Source organism: Pseudomonas nitroreducens NBRC 12694 (assembly GCF_002091755.1).
Lineage (GTDB): Bacteria > Pseudomonadota > Gammaproteobacteria > Pseudomonadales > Pseudomonadaceae > Pseudomonas > Pseudomonas nitroreducens.
The window spans coordinates 495,547-510,478 of sequence record NZ_BDAI01000003.1; the positions used below are offsets into that span (position 1 = coordinate 495,547).

14 protein-coding genes are annotated in these 14,932 nt (G+C 62.4%); 10 read left to right on the top strand and 4 right to left on the bottom strand.

The window, feature by feature from the left end; all coding sequences use genetic code 11:
* The first annotated feature begins 102 nt into the window (after positions 1-102).
* Positions 103-2,559, top strand: a complete 2,457-nt coding sequence (locus PNI01S_RS11400) for a TonB-dependent siderophore receptor (protein WP_084358266.1) — start codon at positions 103-105, stop codon at positions 2,557-2,559.
* 61 nt (positions 2,560-2,620) lie between these two features.
* On the opposite strand, the gene PNI01S_RS11405 is transcribed toward PNI01S_RS11400, so the two are convergent.
* On the bottom strand, positions 2,621-3,061 hold the full coding sequence (locus PNI01S_RS11405; protein ID WP_045209602.1) for a Z-ring associated ZapG family protein: 441 nt from the start codon (positions 3,059-3,061) through the stop codon (positions 2,621-2,623).
* Between the two features lie 139 nt (positions 3,062-3,200).
* Between PNI01S_RS11405 and PNI01S_RS11410 the strand changes: the two genes are divergently transcribed.
* The 3 genes from PNI01S_RS11410 (at position 3,201) to zapE (ending at position 6,417) form a co-directional block, all read left to right on the top strand.
* Positions 3,201-3,827 (top strand): alpha/beta hydrolase, encoded by a 627-nt coding sequence (locus PNI01S_RS11410; RefSeq protein WP_038803239.1) that lies wholly within the window; start codon positions 3,201-3,203, stop codon positions 3,825-3,827.
* A gap of 60 nt (positions 3,828-3,887) precedes the next feature.
* On the top strand, positions 3,888-5,228 hold the full coding sequence (locus tag PNI01S_RS11415; RefSeq protein ID WP_024764043.1) for a tryptophan--tRNA ligase: 1,341 nt from the start codon (positions 3,888-3,890) through the stop codon (positions 5,226-5,228).
* Between the two features lie 94 nt (positions 5,229-5,322).
* Positions 5,323-6,417, top strand: a complete 1,095-nt coding sequence (zapE, locus tag PNI01S_RS11420; protein WP_037009786.1) for a cell division protein ZapE — start codon at positions 5,323-5,325, stop codon at positions 6,415-6,417.
* 141 nt (positions 6,418-6,558) lie between these two features.
* On the opposite strand, the gene PNI01S_RS11425 is transcribed toward zapE, so the two are convergent.
* Together PNI01S_RS11425 and PNI01S_RS11430 are read right to left on the bottom strand one after the other, a co-directional pair.
* Positions 6,559-7,524, bottom strand: coding sequence for a hypothetical protein (locus PNI01S_RS11425; RefSeq protein ID WP_065083915.1), 966 nt, complete (start codon positions 7,522-7,524; stop codon positions 6,559-6,561).
* 91 nt (positions 7,525-7,615) lie between these two features.
* Positions 7,616-8,515 (bottom strand): GlxA family transcriptional regulator, encoded by a 900-nt coding sequence (locus tag PNI01S_RS11430; RefSeq protein WP_162484002.1) that lies wholly within the window; start codon positions 8,513-8,515, stop codon positions 7,616-7,618.
* A gap of 252 nt (positions 8,516-8,767) precedes the next feature.
* Here PNI01S_RS11430 and PNI01S_RS11435 point away from each other — a divergent pair, with 252 nt between their 5' ends.
* Positions 8,768-9,913, top strand: a complete 1,146-nt coding sequence (locus PNI01S_RS11435; protein ID WP_169888205.1) for an acyl-CoA dehydrogenase family protein — start codon at positions 8,768-8,770, stop codon at positions 9,911-9,913.
* Positions 9,914-9,969: 56 nt separating this feature from the next.
* Here PNI01S_RS11435 and PNI01S_RS11440 read toward each other — a convergent pair whose 3' ends face one another.
* The gene (locus PNI01S_RS11440) at positions 9,970-11,007 is read right to left on the bottom strand and encodes an NADP(H)-dependent aldo-keto reductase (protein ID WP_024764048.1); all 1,038 of its coding nucleotides are present in this window, start codon (positions 11,005-11,007) and stop codon (positions 9,970-9,972) included.
* Between the two features lie 246 nt (positions 11,008-11,253).
* Here PNI01S_RS11440 and rplM point away from each other — a divergent pair, with 246 nt between their 5' ends.
* The 5 genes from rplM (at position 11,254) to PNI01S_RS11465 (ending at position 14,922) form a co-directional block, all read left to right on the top strand.
* A complete protein-coding gene (gene rplM / locus PNI01S_RS11445; RefSeq protein WP_015475857.1) occupies positions 11,254-11,682 on the top strand; it encodes a 50S ribosomal protein L13 in 429 nt (142 codons plus the stop codon).
* A gap of 14 nt (positions 11,683-11,696) precedes the next feature.
* On the top strand, positions 11,697-12,089 hold the full coding sequence (rpsI, locus tag PNI01S_RS11450) for a 30S ribosomal protein S9 (protein ID WP_017518120.1): 393 nt from the start codon (positions 11,697-11,699) through the stop codon (positions 12,087-12,089).
* A gap of 249 nt (positions 12,090-12,338) precedes the next feature.
* Positions 12,339-12,929, top strand: a complete 591-nt coding sequence (gene petA / locus PNI01S_RS11455; protein ID WP_024764049.1) for a ubiquinol-cytochrome c reductase iron-sulfur subunit — start codon at positions 12,339-12,341, stop codon at positions 12,927-12,929.
* Positions 12,929-14,140, top strand: coding sequence for a cytochrome b (locus PNI01S_RS11460; protein WP_017518118.1), 1,212 nt, complete (start codon positions 12,929-12,931; stop codon positions 14,138-14,140). Before petA ends, PNI01S_RS11460 begins: the two co-directional genes overlap by 1 nt.
* A complete protein-coding gene (locus PNI01S_RS11465; RefSeq protein WP_084358267.1) occupies positions 14,140-14,922 on the top strand; it encodes a cytochrome c1 in 783 nt (260 codons plus the stop codon). The genes PNI01S_RS11460 and PNI01S_RS11465 overlap by 1 nt, the downstream gene beginning before the upstream one ends.
* The last annotated feature ends 10 nt before the right edge of the window (positions 14,923-14,932 follow it).

The following is a 14,932-nucleotide window of genomic DNA, read 5'->3' on the forward strand; positions in this document are numbered from 1 at the left end:
GTCTCACGAAAAAAACTTTCCGCCGCGGTTCCCTTTTCAGTCCCCCGTTCGGTCATTCCACAGAAACGCACTTTTACCCACTGCACCGAACCAGGGAATTCCATGCATTCGCTCATTTCCTCCTCGCGCCCCTTCGTCCGGCGGCCGCTGGCGCTGGCCATCTCGTTGTCGCTGTGCAGCCTTGTTGCGCTGAACCCGATTCAGTCGGCTCAAGCGGCTTCGGGCACGGAACAGGCTGTTCTGCGCGAATACCACATCGCTCCGGGGGCCCTGGCGGCCTCGCTCAACCAGTTCAGCGGCCAGGCTGGCATCTACCTGGTTGGCCACAACGATCTGACCGCCGGCAAGACCAGCAAGGGGCTTGATGGTCGCTATAGCATCGAGCGCGCCCTGGCGTTGCTGCTCGATGGCACGGGCCTGCAGGCAGTGCCGCAGGCGTCCGGCGGCTACGTCCTGCAACCGGACCCGAACGGTACCGTATTGCAAATGGATTCGACCTCGATCATCGGTAGCGGTACCGGCGCCGAGCAACTGGACGACAACGGCTACAACGCCAAGGTCAGCTCCACGGCGGGCAAGACCAGCACTTCCCTGGCGGAGACACCTCGCTCGATCTCCGTCGTGACCCGCCAGCGCATGGTCGATCAGCAATCGCAGACGCTGACCGATGTGCTGGGCTATGTGCCGGGGATCTTCGCCCCGCCGTTCGCTGCCGGTGATGGCTTGGCCGGCGATCTGTTCTTTATCCGCGGCTTCAATGCCACCGACTGGGGCTATGGCCTGCTGCGCGATGGCTTGCGGGTGCAGGGCAATCGCTACGACACCACCAGCGAGCCCTATGGCCTGGAGCGCGTCGAGGTCTTTCGTGGGCCGACCTCGATCCTCTACGGGGAAAATGCTCCCGGAGGCATCGTCAACCTGGTGAGCAAGCGGCCCACCGCCGACCCGCGCGGCGAGGTCCAACTCACCTACGGGTCCCATGACCGCAAGCAGCTGGGCGTGGACGTTTCCGGCCCGCTGACCGATGAAGGCAACATTCTCGGTCGCGTGGTGATGCTCGGCCGCGACGCCGATACCCAGGTCGATCACCAGCCGGATGACCGCATCTATATCGCGCCATCGATGACCTTCAACTTCGACGATGCCACCACTCTGACACTGCTCTCTACCTACCAGCGCGACCGCACGCTGATGGAGCTGGGCTATCCGGCGGCCGGCACGCTGCTGCACAACCCCAATGGCAAGATCGACAAGGACACGCTGTCGGGCAACCCGGACTGGGACAGGTTCGAGCGCGAAGCCTGGACCCTGGGCTACGAGTTCAGCCACCAGATCGACGATACCTGGCAGTTCCGCCAGAACTCACGCTACATGCAGTCGCGTATCGACCGCCGCGAGATGTGGCCGGGGAGCCTGAACAACGCTGGCTTCGGTACCAACGTCAACAACACGGCGTACGACCGCTACAACAAGTCGATGACTTACTCGCTGGACAACCAGTTCGAGGGGCTCTTCCAGTCCGGCGAGCTGGCCAACACGGTGCTGGTGGGCGCGAGTTTCGACCGTACTTCATTCAACCAGGACTGGGACGCCGGTGCCGGCGGTTCGGTGAACGTGTTTGACCCGGTGTGGACAGTCAAGCCAAGCACGCCGATCCATGTTCAGGACGCGCTGCTGGAACAGAAGATGTATGGCCTCTACGGCCAGTTGCAGACCCGCTACGACAACTGGGTCGCTCTGTTGGGCGGGCGCCTTGACGAGGTCAACAGCCAGTACCGCAACCGCGCCGGCACCACCAACGGGCTGGCAGACCTGGACTACTGGGACCATGACTTCACCTGGCAGGCGGGCCTGATGTACCAGTTCGACAATGGCCTGTCGCCGTATGCCAGCTACTCCACCGCCTTCGCTCCGACCCAGCAGACGTCGAGCAAATCGGGCACTCTCGACCCGACGACCAGCGAGCAGTACGAGGTGGGCGTGAAGTACGAGCCCAAGGGCTGGAATACCTCGATGACCGCCTCGGTCTACGATCTGCGCAAGACCGACGATGTGATCTACGACAGCACGGTCGGCGACTACCGGCAGGTGGGTGAAAGCCGTTCCAAGGGGCTGGAGCTGGAGGTCAACAGCGACATCACCGAAAATCTCAGCCTGACGGCGTCCTATACCTACACTGATTCGCGGATTACCAAGGATGCCCCCGGTTCACTGTTGGAGGACCACCAGATTACCGGCGTGCCGCGCAACCAGGCGTCGGCCTGGGGTACCTACCGCTTCCTCGACGGCTATCTCAAGGGGTTTCGTGTGGGTGGCGGCGTGAGGCACTTCGACAGCACCTTCGCCTACACCCCGGCATCGCTGTACGGCAAGCTGGATACCGGCGACGTGACCCTGGTGGACGCCCTGGTCGGCTACCAGCTAGACGAGCACTGGTCCGCAGAAGTGAATGCGAAGAACCTGCTGGACAAGGAATACGTCGCCGGCTGCAACAACGCCGGGCGTTGCTACTGGGGCGAAGAGCGCTCGCTGCTGGGGAGCGTGACCTTCCGCTGGTAGTTCTGGCAGCATGAATGAAAAAGCCCCGCATCGGCGGGGCTTTTTCCTTGGCGCGGAGACCTCAGTACTTGCTTTTCAGTCCGTACGTCTCGTCCAGAGTGCCCGGGCCGTCGCCGGTCTTGGGCGCATAGTCGCGCGGCGCTTCGTTGTTCGCCGGCGGGGTCAGGCGCTCGCGGCGCTCGGGGTATTCGTCGGCGTGCAGGGCGGCCAGCAGGCGCTGTTTGGTCTGTTCGTCCAGGGCCAGGCGCTCGGCGCCCTCGGACAGGTGCTCCTGCACATCCTGATAGCTCTGGGTGAGCTTCTTCATCAGGCTGGCGGAGGTGCTGAAGTGGGTCACCACTTCGCGCTGGTAGCTATCGAAACGATCCTGCATGTCGTCCACCTGACGCTGCAGCTTGTTGGGCGCGGCGTTGGGCAGCAGGCGGGCGATCAGAAAGCCGATGCCGACCCCGACGATCAGGGCGAGTAGCGGCAGCAACCAGGTGGTGAGGGACTGTTCCACGCGAATCCTTCCTCTATAGACGGCTTTGCTTTACGTTAGCGGCTTGCACCTGTGCTTGTATACCGTGGCGAATGCTTCGCCGCCTGCGCAGGTATTGAGCTAGACGAGACGACCCGCCACGGGGTCACGGAGCTGTTGTTTGACCACCCGCGAAATCCCCCTGTTCCTCGATGGCCCCGAGGGCCAACTGGAAGCCCTGCACCTCGCCACGCCTGATGCCAAGGGCGTCGCGCTGATCTGTCATCCGCACCCGCTGTTCGCCGGCACCCTGCAGAACAAGGTGGTCGCCACCCTGCAACGCGCCGCACGGGATGCAGGATACGCCACCCTGCGTTTCAATTTTCGTGGCGTGGGTCAGAGCGCCGGCAGTTACGCCGAAGGCCGCGGTGAAATCGACGACGTGCTGGCCGTCGCGCACTGGCTGGCCGGGCAGCATCCGGGCCTGCCGCTGACGCTGATGGGCTTCTCCTTCGGCTCCTGCGTGGCCGGCAATGCTGCCGGGCGCCTGGAAGAGCAGGGCGCAGAACTCGCACAGCTGTTCATGCTGGCGCCGCCGGTGGAGCGCTTCGATGTCGACCTGCCCGAGCGCTGCCCGCTGACGGTGATCCAGCCCGAAGCCGACGAAGTAGTCACGCCCGAGCGTGTGTACGCCTGGAGTGCGGAGCTCACCAAGCCCCACGAACTGATCCGCATCCCCGAGTGCAGCCATTTCTTCCACGGCAAGCTGATCGAGCTCAAGGACCTGATACAGGCCCGGCTCGCCTAGGCCGCCAAGCCGCGTTACCATCCGGCCCGCCATTTCATTTGTGTTGATTCCTGGATTCCCATGACGACCCGTATCCTGACCGGCATCACCACCACCGGTACTCCGCACCTGGGCAACTACGCCGGCGCCATCCGCCCGGCCATCGTCGCCAGCCGCGATCCGCAGGCAGATTCCTTCTACTTCCTGGCCGACTACCACGCGCTGATCAAGTGCGATGACCCGGCGCGCATCCAGCGTTCGCGTCTGGAAATCGCCGCCACCTGGCTGGCCTGCGGCCTGGATGCTGACAAGGCGACCTTCTATCGCCAGTCCGATATTCCCGAAATCCCCGAACTGACCTGGCTGCTCACCTGCGTCAGCGCCAAGGGCCTGCTCAACCGCGCCCACGCCTACAAGGCCTCGGTGGACAAGAACGTCGAGGCCGGCGAAGACCCGGACGCCGGCGTCACCATGGGCCTGTACAGCTATCCGGTGCTGATGGCCGCGGACATCCTGATGTTCAACGCGCACAAGGTGCCGGTCGGCCGCGACCAGATCCAGCACGTGGAAATGGCCCGCGACATCGGCCAGCGCTTCAACCACCTGTTCGGCAACGGCAAGGAACTGTTCACCCTGCCTGAAGTGGTGATCGAGGAAGACGTGGCGACCTTGCCGGGCCTGGACGGTCGCAAGATGTCCAAGAGCTACGACAACACCATCCCGCTGTTCGGCAGCGCCAAGCAGCTCAAGGACGCCGTGGCGCGCATCGTCACCGACTCCCGCGCGCCGGGCGAGCCGAAGGACCCGGACAACTCCCACCTGTTCACCCTGTACCAGGCGTTCTCCACCCACGAGCAACAGGCCGCGTTTCGCGCCGAACTGCTCGGCGGCCTGGCCTGGGGCGAGGCCAAGCAGCGCCTGTTCGAACTGCTCGACAACGAGCTGGGCGAGGCCCGCGAGCGCTACCACGCGCTGATTACCCGTCCGGCGGATCTGGAAGACATTCTCCTGGCCGGCGCCGCCAAGGCCCGCCGCATTGCCACTCCGTTCCTCGGCGAGCTGCGCGAGGCCGTGGGCCTGCGCTCGTTCCGCGAGCAGGTGCAGGTGGTGACCGAAGGCAAGAAGAAAGCTGCCAAGGCGGCGCGCTTCGTCAGCTTCCGTGAGGACGATGGCTTCCGCTTCCGCCTGCTGGATGCCGCTGGCGAGCAACTGTTGCTCTCCATCACTTTCGCCGACGGCAAGGCCGCCGGCCAGGTGACCAAGCGCCTGCAGTCCGAGGAACTGGACCTGCACGCCGAACTGAACGCCTTCAGCGTGCGCCTGGATGGCGAAGCCGTGGCGTACAGCCCGGAGTTCTCCACCGACGCGGAGCGCGACGCGGCCATGCAGCGTCTGCGCGAGGCTCTCGCTCCACAGGAGTGAGGCGCCGCAGGCCGGTCCGACTACCGGCCAATTGCCAAGAAACGGGGGCGCCGCTAAAGTGTGCGCCCCCGTTTTCGTTGCCTTGCTACCGATCATGACGCCTCTTCAGCGCTACCAGGAAGACCTCAAACGCCCCGATTTCTTCCACGACGCCGCGCAAGCGAACGCCGTGAAGCACCTGCAACGCCTCTACGACGACCTGGTCGCCGCCGACAAGGGCAAGTCCGGGCTGTTCGGCAAACTGCTGGGCAAGAAGTCCCAGGAGCCGGTGAAGGGCCTGTATTTCTGGGGCGGTGTCGGCCGCGGCAAGACCTACCTGGTGGACACCTTCTTCGAAGCGCTGCCCTTCAAGCAGAAGATGCGCACGCACTTCCACCGCTTCATGAAGCGCGTCCACGAGGAAATGAAAACCCTCAAGGGCGAGAAGAACCCGCTGACCATCATCGGCAAGCGATTCGCCGACGAGGCCCGGGTGATCTGCTTCGACGAATTCTTCGTCTCCGATATCACCGACGCGATGATCCTCGCGACCCTGCTGGAAGAGCTGTTCAAGAACGGCGTCAGCCTGGTGGCGACCTCCAACATCGTGCCGGATGGCCTTTACAAGGACGGCCTGCAGCGCGCCCGCTTCCTGCCGGCCATCGCGCTGGTCAAGAAGTACACCGAAGTGGTCAACGTCGACAGCGGCGTGGACTACCGCCTGCGCGCCCTGGAACAGGCCGAGCTGTATCACTGGCCGCTGTCCGAGCAGGCCGACCAGGCCATGACCCGCGACTTCAAGGCGCTGACCCCGGAGTGCGCTGCAGCGACCCGCGATGACGCGTTGATGATCGAGAACCGCGAAATCCGCGCGCGCATCACCTGCGATGACGTGGCCTGGTTCGAGTTCCGCGAGCTGTGCGATGGCCCGCGCAGCCAGAACGACTACATCGAGCTGGCGAAGATCTTCCACGCGATCCTGATTTCCAACGTCGAGCAGATGGGCGTGGCCAAGGACGACATGGCGCGCCGCTTCATCAACCTGGTGGACGAGTTCTACGACCGCAACGTCAAGCTGATCCTCTCCGCCGAGGTGGAGCTCAAGGACCTGTACACCGGTGGCCGCCTGGAGTTCGAGTTCCAGCGCACCCTGAGCCGCCTGCTGGAAATGCAGTCCCACGAATACCTGAGTCGCCCGCACCGTCCCTGACGGCTCGATGAATGAAAAAGGCTGCCTTTGGGCAGCCTTTTTTGTTCTGGTTCTTCTGTGGGAGCGAGCTTGCTCGCGAACATTTTGCCGGTAGCACGGAAGCTGGGCGGTTCGCGAGCAGGCCGGCTTCTACAAAACCAGTCAGCGCTGGGCCATCTCCTGCTGCGCTTTCTTCAGTAGTTGCTGGGCGTGGGCGACTTCCAGCGCCTCCATGGCATTGATCGGCTTGATTGCCACCGCTTTCTTCAGCTGCTCCAGCGCCTTCTGCTGTTCATCTTCGCCGTACACATAACCCAGCGCGTTGGCGTACTCGTAGTGACCGATAGGCAGGTCGTCGGCGGCGCGGAAGGAGCGGGCGAAGTACTGCTCCATTTTGTCCGCGCTGACGCCGTAGGTCATCTTGCCCACCAGCTTGCCGACCTTGCGGATCACGCCGGCTTCGTAGCCACCGTAGAGTGCCAGGGCGAACGGCTGGTTCGGCTGCTTCGCCAGCAGGGCGTCCAGTTCCTTGGGAATCTCGCTGGTGTAGCCGCGCTTGAGCACCACCGGCACCGGCAGGTCCTCTGCCAGGCGAGCCTTGGCGTAGGCGCGGCCGAACTGGGCGATGGGGTCGGCGTTGAGCAGCGGGCCGGCTTCGTCGGTGTAGCTGATCACTTCTTCCAGCAGGCGTTGCTTATCGTCCTGGTTCGGTGCGAGGAACATGGCGTAGAGCACCTGGGCGAACATCCCCGGCACCTGGCCGCCGACACCCAATGCCAGGCCGTCCTTCTTGGCCTGGGCGAAGTCGCCGCGGAACACCTTGCGCCACACGTCCTGCAGCTTCTCGGCGTAGACCTGTGCTTCTTCCGGCTTGCCGCTGAAACCGGTGCCGGCGGCGACAGTCTTCTCCAGGGCTTCGGGATGCCGGGTGGCCATGGTCACTACCCAGTCCGCGTCCGGGAACGGGTAGTTGGCGCCGAAGCCTCGGGTCAGTCGCGGCCAAGCCTCGCGCAGCTTGTCGCCGCTGTAGTCGAAGGCTTTCTGGTCGTAGGGGAAGGGTTTCCAGGTGTCGTCCGCCACAGCGTTGAGGCTGAAGACGGTCAGGAGGGCAAGCAGAAAGCGGCGCATGGCGATATCCCGTGAAGTTCTTGTTGTCGGAAGCTGCCCCGATCATAGGGCCGCCCCCGAGTCCGTGAACCCATCCTAGGGATGGCCTGTTTCAGCCTTCCTTCTGCTCGTACTGGCGCCGGTAATGATTCGGCGACAGCCCGGTGTGCTGGCGGAAAAGCCGAGCGAAAAAGCTGGCGTCGTCGTAGCCGACCTCGTAACTGATGGTCTTGATGCTCTTGCGGGTCGTGGACAGCAGGTTGCGCGCGGTCTCGATACGCAGACGCTGCAGGTAGTGCAGTGGCTTGTCGCCGGTCGCCGCCTGGAAGCGCCGCATGAAGTTGCGGATGCTCATGCCGTGCTCGCGGGCCACATCCTCGAAGCGGAACTTGTCGGAGAAGTGCTCCTCCAGCCAGTGCTGGATCTGCAGGATCGCCGGGTCGTGGTGCAGTTTCTGTCCGCCGAAGCCCAGGCGCCCTGGCGTGTAGTTGCGCTGCACCTCGTAGAGAATGTCGCGGGCCACGCCCTGGGCGACGGTGGCGCCGCAGAAGCGTTCGATCAGGTAGATGTACAGGTCGCGCACCGACGTCAGGCCACCAGCGCTGTAGATGTTGTCAGCGTCGGCGATGTGCTTGTCCTGGTTGAGCAGTACCTTGGGGTAGCGCTCGGCGAACTCGCGGAAGAAGCGCCAGTAGGTGGTGGCTTCCTTGCCGTCCAGCAGGCCCGCCTCGGCGAGCCAGAACACCCCCGAGACCTCACCGCAGAGCACGCAGCCGGCGGCGTGACGCTCGCGCAGCCAGGCCGTTACCTGTGGGTAGAGGGTCAGCAGTTCGTCGAAGTCGCCCCAGAAGGCGGGGAGAATGATCAGTTCCGGCTCGTCCAGGGCGCCGTGCACCGGTAGCAGGTCGCCGCTGAAGCTCATTACCGGCTGGCCGTCGGGGCTGACGATGCGGGTCTCGAAGCTGGGCTGCAGGCCGAGGCCCTGTTGGCGGCCGTGGCGCAGGGCGGCCATGTGGAAGAAGTCCTTGGCCTGCATCAGGGTGGAGCCGAAGACGCCATGGGTGGCGAGGATGCTGACGCGGCGCAGCACCTGGGAAACTGAATTGGGCATCGATTCTTGTACTTCTTATGGATGTCTTTGCATGACGCTAAAGCGGTCATGATGCGGCTGGATCGTCTTATTTTTTGGCGAAAGTGTCCAGTGCAGAGCGGTTCGGGCTGGCCTACAGTCGGCCTTCCAATAATTCCTACAACCGATTCGCAGGTGCACCGCATGATTCCCAGAACCCTGTTCAGTTCCGATCACGAACTGTTTCGCGACAGCGTCCGCAAGTTCCTCGAACAGGAGGCGGTGCCCTTTCACGCCCAGTGGGAAAAGGACGGCCATATCGACCGTCAACTGTGGAACAAGGCCGGGGAGGCCGGAATGCTCTGCTCGCACCTGCCCGAGGCGTATGGCGGCATGGCGGCGGACTTCCTCTACAGCGCGGTGGTGATCGAGGAGATCGGCCGTCTCGGGCTGACCGGCATTGGCTTCTCGTTGCACTCGGACATTGTCGCTCCGTACATCCTTCATTACGGCAGCGAGGAATTGAAGCAGCGCTACCTGCCCAGGCTGATCTCCGGCGAGATGGTCTCTGCGATCGCCATGACCGAGCCGGGTGCCGGCTCCGACCTGCAGGGCGTGAAGACCACCGCTGTACTGGACGGCGACGAGTACGTGATCAATGGGTCGAAGACCTTCATCACCAACGGCTGGCTGGCCGATCTGGTGATCGTGGTCGCCAAGACCGATCCGAAGGCCGGCGCCAAGGGCACCAGCCTGTTCCTGGTGGAAGCCGGCACACCGGGCTTCAGCAAGGGCAAGCGCCTGGAAAAGGTGGGCATGAAGGCTCAGGACACCTCCGAGCTGTTCTTCCAGGACGTGCGTATCCCCAAGGAGAACCTGCTGGGCAAGGAAGGACAGGGCTTCATCTACCTGATGCAGGAGCTACCCCAGGAACGCCTGACGGTCGCCCTCGGCGCCCTGGCATCGGCCGAGGCAGCGTTGAAGTGGACGCTGGAATACACCCGCGAGCGCAAGGCTTTCGGCAAGTCCGTGGCGGACTTCCAGAACACCCGTTTCAAGCTGGCCGAGATCGCCACCGAGGTGCAGGTGGGGCGTGTCTTCGTCGATCGCTGCCTGGAGCAGCACCTGGAAGGCAAGCTGGATGTGCCGACAGCGGCCATGGCCAAATACTGGACCACCGACCTGCAGTGCAAGGTGCTCGATGAATGCGTACAGCTGCATGGCGGTTATGGCTACATGTGGGAATACCCGATCGCCCGCGCCTGGGCGGATGCGCGCGTGCAGCGCATCTATGCAGGCACCAACGAGATCATGAAGGAAATCATCGCTCGCGCGCTGTAAGCGGCAGCGGCAAGAGAAAAGCCCGGCGATTGCCGGGCTTTTTTCTTTGCGCGCGGTCAGGGTGCCGGATTCGGCTGATCCTTGTGGATCGCCTCGATGCTGGCCAGTATCTCGTCAGAGAGCTTGAGGTCGAAGCTGCCGAGGTTGGCCTCCAGTTGCTCCAGGTTGGTCGCGCCAATGATGTTGCTGGTCACGAACGGTCGGCTGGTGACGAAGGCCAGAGCCATCTGTGCCGGGTCCAGGCCATGCTCGCGGGCCAGGGTTACATAGCGGTCGCAGGCGCTGGCGGTCTGCGGATTGGTATAGCGGGTGAAGCGGCTGAACAGGGTGATCCGCGCATTGGCCGGGCGCGCGCCGCCGAAGTACTTGCCCGAGAGCATGCCGAAGGCCAGGGGCGAGTACGCCAGCAGACCGATCTGCTCGCGGATGGCGATTTCCGCCAGGCCCACCTCGAAGCTGCGGTTGAGCAGGTTGTAGGGGTTCTGGATCGACACTGCGCGTGGCCAGCCTCGCTCCTGGGCGATCTGCAGGAAGCGCATGGTGCCCCAGGGCGTTTCGTTGGACAGGCCGATATGGCGGATCTTGCCGGCGCGGACCTGCTCGTCGAGTGCTTCCAGGGTGTCTTCCAGCGCGGTGAAGCTCTCTTCCTTGTGCTGGTAGCCCAGTTGGCCGAAGAAATTGGTGCTGCGCTCGGGCCAGTGCAGTTGGTAGAGGTCGATCCAGTCGGTCTGCAGGCGCTTGAGGCTGCCATCCAGTGCCGCCACGATGTTCTTGCGATCGAGTTTTGGCTGGCCGTCCCGGATGTGGCTGATGGAGTTGCCGGGGCCGGCAACCTTGCTGGCCAGTACCCAATCGGTGCGATCACCGCGCTGGGCGAACCAGTTGCCGATGATCTGCTCGGTGCGGGTGTAGGTTTCCGCACGTGGCGGGACGGGGTACATCTCGGCGGTATCGATGAAATTCAGACCGGCGGCCTTGGCCCGCTCGATCTGGGCGAAAGCCTCGTCCTGCGTATTCTGCTCGCCCCAGGTCATGGTTCCCAGGCAGAGGGCGCTGACTTTCAATTCGGTGCGGCCGAGCGGGCGGTACTCCATGCGGGTCTCCTCATGAAAACAAGTGCGTCATACAGTTGAAAATTCTGCCGGAATCTGCATAATTCCGCAGCCTTTCATCGGTGGGGGATGCCAAAGCCTGCCGATTGATACATCTAGTCGTTACGGACGCACACCGACCCGAGCCCCAATTCGTGTCTGTCTTCGGCTGTCCTTGACTTGTCAAGGCAACCACTGTCCAGTAAGATTCGCCGTCTTATTTTCAGGCGGCCCCTGAGGCTATAACGAATGAAAACTTATACCGCGAAACCAGAAACTGTTAAGCGCGACTGGTTCGTCGTCGACGCTGCTGGCCTGACCCTGGGTCGTCTGGCTACCGAGATTGCTACCCGCCTGCGCGGCAAGCACAAGCCGGAATACACCCCGCACGTTGACACCGGCGACTACATCGTCGTGATCAACGCCGAGCAGGTTCGTGTCACTGGCGCCAAAGCTACCGACAAGATGTACTACCATCACTCGGGCTTCCCGGGCGGTATCAAGTCGATCAACTTCGAGAAGCTGATCGCCAAGGCTCCTGAGCGTGTTATCGAGACTGCCGTCAAAGGCATGCTGCCGAAGAACCCGCTGGGCCGCGACATGTACCGCAAGCTGAAAGTGTACAAGGGTGCCAACCACCCGCACACCGCTCAGCAGCCTCAAGAACTGAAGATTTAACGGGATAGCTCATTATGTCGGCGACTCAAAATTACGGCACTGGCCGTCGTAAGACCGCTACCGCTCGCGTCTTCCTGCGTCCGGGCACTGGCAAGATCTCCATCAACAACCGCTCCATCGAGCAGTTCTTCGGTCGTGAGACCGCTCGCATGGTTGTTCGTCAGCCGCTCGAGCTGACCGAGAACACCGAGAAGTTCGATATCTACGTGACCGTCGTTGGCGGTGGCGTAAGCGGTCAAGCTGGTGCAATCCGCCACGGTATCACCCGCGCACTGATCGAGTACGACGAGACCCTGCGCAGTCCGCTGCGTAAAGCCGGCTACGTCACTCGCGATGCCCGCGAAGTTGAACGTAAGAAAGTCGGTCTGCGTAAAGCGCGTAAGCGTCCGCAGTACTCCAAGCGTTAATACGACGCTTCGAAAAAAACGCCCAGATCCTTTGGACTGGGCGTTTTTTTATGTCTTCAATAAGTTCGTGCGGCAAGGTGTCGCATCCGCGCAGGCCGCGTCGTTCAAGGGTTTCAGGGGTTGTGTGACAGGCTATTACCTTGTCATCACAAGGGCTTTTCTTTACCATTTGGCGAATTTTTTGCGCGGCTCGAATTTTTACTTAAAAGCCTGATTTGAACAGGCTTGAAGCTGATGGGAGACGACTGAATGAGTAATGACGGCGTGAATGCAGGCCGGCGTCGCTTCCTTGTCGCGGCCACTTCGGTGGTAGGTGCGGCAGGAGCGGTCGGAGCTGCGGTCCCGTTCGTGGGGTCATGGTTCCCCAGTGCCAAGGCGAAGGCCGCTGGCGCGCCGGTTAAGGTCAACGTAGGGAAGATCGAGCCGGGCCAGCAAGTCGTGGCCGAATGGCGCGGCAAGCCGGTGTTCCTGGTGCACCGCACCAAGGAAATGCTGGACGCGCTGCCGACGCTCGAAGGGCAACTGGCCGACCCCGAGTCGAAGGCTTCGGAGCAGCCCGCTTACGTCGATCCCAAGGTTCGCTCGATCAAGCCTGAGCTGGCGGTGATCGTCGGTATCTGCACCCACTTGGGCTGCTCGCCGACTTTCCGCCCGGAAGTCGCCCCTGCTGACCTCGGTCCGGACTGGAAGGGTGGCTATTTCTGCCCCTGCCACGGCTCCCATTACGACCTCGCCGGCCGCGTTTACAAGGGGCAGCCTGCGCCTCTGAACCTGCCGATTCCGCCCTATACGCTGGATGGTGATGAGTTGACCATCGGTGTGGACCAGGAGAAAGCCTGATGAACAAGTTCATGGCTTGGGTCGATGCCCGCTTCCCCGCGACCAAGATGTGGGAAGACCATCTGAGCAAGTACTACGCCCCGAAGAACTTCAACTTCTGGTACTTCTTCGGCTCGCTCGCACTGTTGGTCCTGGTTAACCAGATCCTCACCGGTATCTGGTTGACCATGAGCTTCACCCCGTCGGCGGAAGAGGCTTTCGCCTCCGTCGAGTACATCATGCGAGATGTGGATTACGGCTGGATTATCCGCTACATGCACTCCACCGGTGCATCGGCGTTCTTCGTGGTCGTCTACCTGCACATGTTCCGTGGCCTGCTGTACGGCTCCTACCAGAAACCGCGCGAACTGGTGTGGATCTTCGGCATGCTGATCTACCTCGCCCTGATGGCCGAGGCCTTCATGGGCTATCTGCTGCCCTGGGGGCAGATGTCCTACTGGGGTGCCCAGGTGATCATCTCGCTGTTCGGTGCCATTCCAGTGGTCGGCGAAGACCTGGCCCAGTGGATCCGCGGTGACTTCCTGATCTCCGGCATCACCCTGAACCGCTTCTTCGCCCTGCATGTGATCGCTCTGCCGATCGTCCTGCTCGGCCTGGTCGTGCTGCACATCCTGGCGCTGCACGAAGTCGGCTCGAACAACCCGGACGGCGTGGACATCAAGAAGAAGAAGGACGAGAACGGCATCCCGCTGGATGGCATCCCGTTCCACCCTTACTACACCGTGAAGGACATTGTCGGTGTCGTGGTCTTCCTCTTTGTCTTCTGCACCGTGATCTTCTTCTTCCCGGAAATGGGTGGTTTCTTCCTCGAGAAGCCCAACTTCGAGATGGCGAACCAGTTCAAGACCCCGCCGCACATTGCTCCGGTGTGGTACTTCACGCCCTTCTACGCCATTCTGCGTGCCGTTCCGGACAAGCTGATGGGCGTTGTCGCCATGGGCGCCTCCATCGCTGTGCTGTTCGTGCTGCCGTGGCTGGATCGTAGCCCGGTGCGCTCGATCCGCTACAAGGGTTGGCTGAGCAAGATCTGGCTGGTGATCTTCGCGGTGTCCTTCGTCGTTCTCGGCTACTACGGCTCGCAAGCACCGTCGCCGCTGGGGACTACCCTGTCCCGCCTGTGCACCATTCTGTACTTCGCCTTCTTCATCCTGATGCCGTTCTACACCCGGATGGAGAAAACCAAACCGGTTCCGGAAAGGGTGACTGGCTGATGAAAAAGCAATTCGCAGCATTGATTCTGGCTTTCCTGCCGGTATTCGGATTTGCCGCCACTGAGGCCGGTCCTGAGTTGGATCGCGTCGATATCGACCTGACTGACAAGGCCGCCATGCAGGACGGCGCGCGTACCTTCGCCAACTACTGCATGGGCTGCCACAGCGCCAAGTTCCAGCGTTATGAGCGTGTTGGTCGTGATCTGGGTATTCCGGAAGAGCTGATGATGAGCCACCTGGTGTTCACCGGTGCGAAGATCGGTGACCACATGGACATCGGCATGAAGCCTGCTGACGCCAAGGTATGGTTCGGTGCTGCTCCGCCGGACCTGACCCTGGTAGCCCGCGTGCGTGGCGCCGACTGGCTGTACACCTACCTGCGCTCGTTCTACGAAGATCCCAAGCGTCCTTGGGGGGTGAACAACACCATCTTCCCGAACGTCGGTATGCCGAACGTGCTGGTGAGCCTGCAGGGCCGCCAGGTCGTCGGTTGCAAGCAGGTTCAGGTCGTCGAGGATGGCAAGAAGCAGTACGATCCTCTGACCGGTACCCCGCTGACCCACGAGGCCTGCGACCAACTGACCGTCGTTCCGAAGACCGGTCAGCTGACCGAGGCTCAGTTCGACGAGAAGGTGAAGAATCTGGTGACCTTCCTGGCTTATTCGGCTGACCCGAACAAGCTGGACTCCCACCGCATCGGCACCTACGTCCTGCTGTTCCTGGCCTTCTTCTTCGTGTTCGCCTACCTGCTCAAGCGCGAATACTGGAAGGACGTGCACTAAGCACCATCCG

Coding starts and splice junctions, on each gene's coding strand:
- PNI01S_RS11425 (WP_065083915.1), bottom strand. CDS start 7,524: ATGCGCCGCTTTCTGCTTGCCCTCCTGACCGTCTTCAGCCTCAACGCT.
- rplM (WP_015475857.1), top strand. CDS start 11,254: ATGAAAACTTATACCGCGAAACCAGAAACTGTTAAGCGCGACTGGTTC.
- PNI01S_RS11440 (WP_024764048.1), bottom strand. CDS start 11,007: ATGGAGTACCGCCCGCTCGGCCGCACCGAATTGAAAGTCAGCGCCCTC.
- PNI01S_RS11415 (WP_024764043.1), top strand. CDS start 3,888: ATGACGACCCGTATCCTGACCGGCATCACCACCACCGGTACTCCGCAC.
- PNI01S_RS11465 (WP_084358267.1), top strand. CDS start 14,140: ATGAAAAAGCAATTCGCAGCATTGATTCTGGCTTTCCTGCCGGTATTC.
- PNI01S_RS11400 (WP_084358266.1), top strand. CDS start 103: ATGCATTCGCTCATTTCCTCCTCGCGCCCCTTCGTCCGGCGGCCGCTG.
- petA (WP_024764049.1), top strand. CDS start 12,339: ATGAGTAATGACGGCGTGAATGCAGGCCGGCGTCGCTTCCTTGTCGCG.
- PNI01S_RS11430 (WP_162484002.1), bottom strand. CDS start 8,515: ATGGCCGCCCTGCGCCACGGCCGCCAACAGGGCCTCGGCCTGCAGCCC.
- PNI01S_RS11460 (WP_017518118.1), top strand. CDS start 12,929: ATGAACAAGTTCATGGCTTGGGTCGATGCCCGCTTCCCCGCGACCAAG.
- zapE (WP_037009786.1), top strand. CDS start 5,323: ATGACGCCTCTTCAGCGCTACCAGGAAGACCTCAAACGCCCCGATTTC.
- rpsI (WP_017518120.1), top strand. CDS start 11,697: ATGTCGGCGACTCAAAATTACGGCACTGGCCGTCGTAAGACCGCTACC.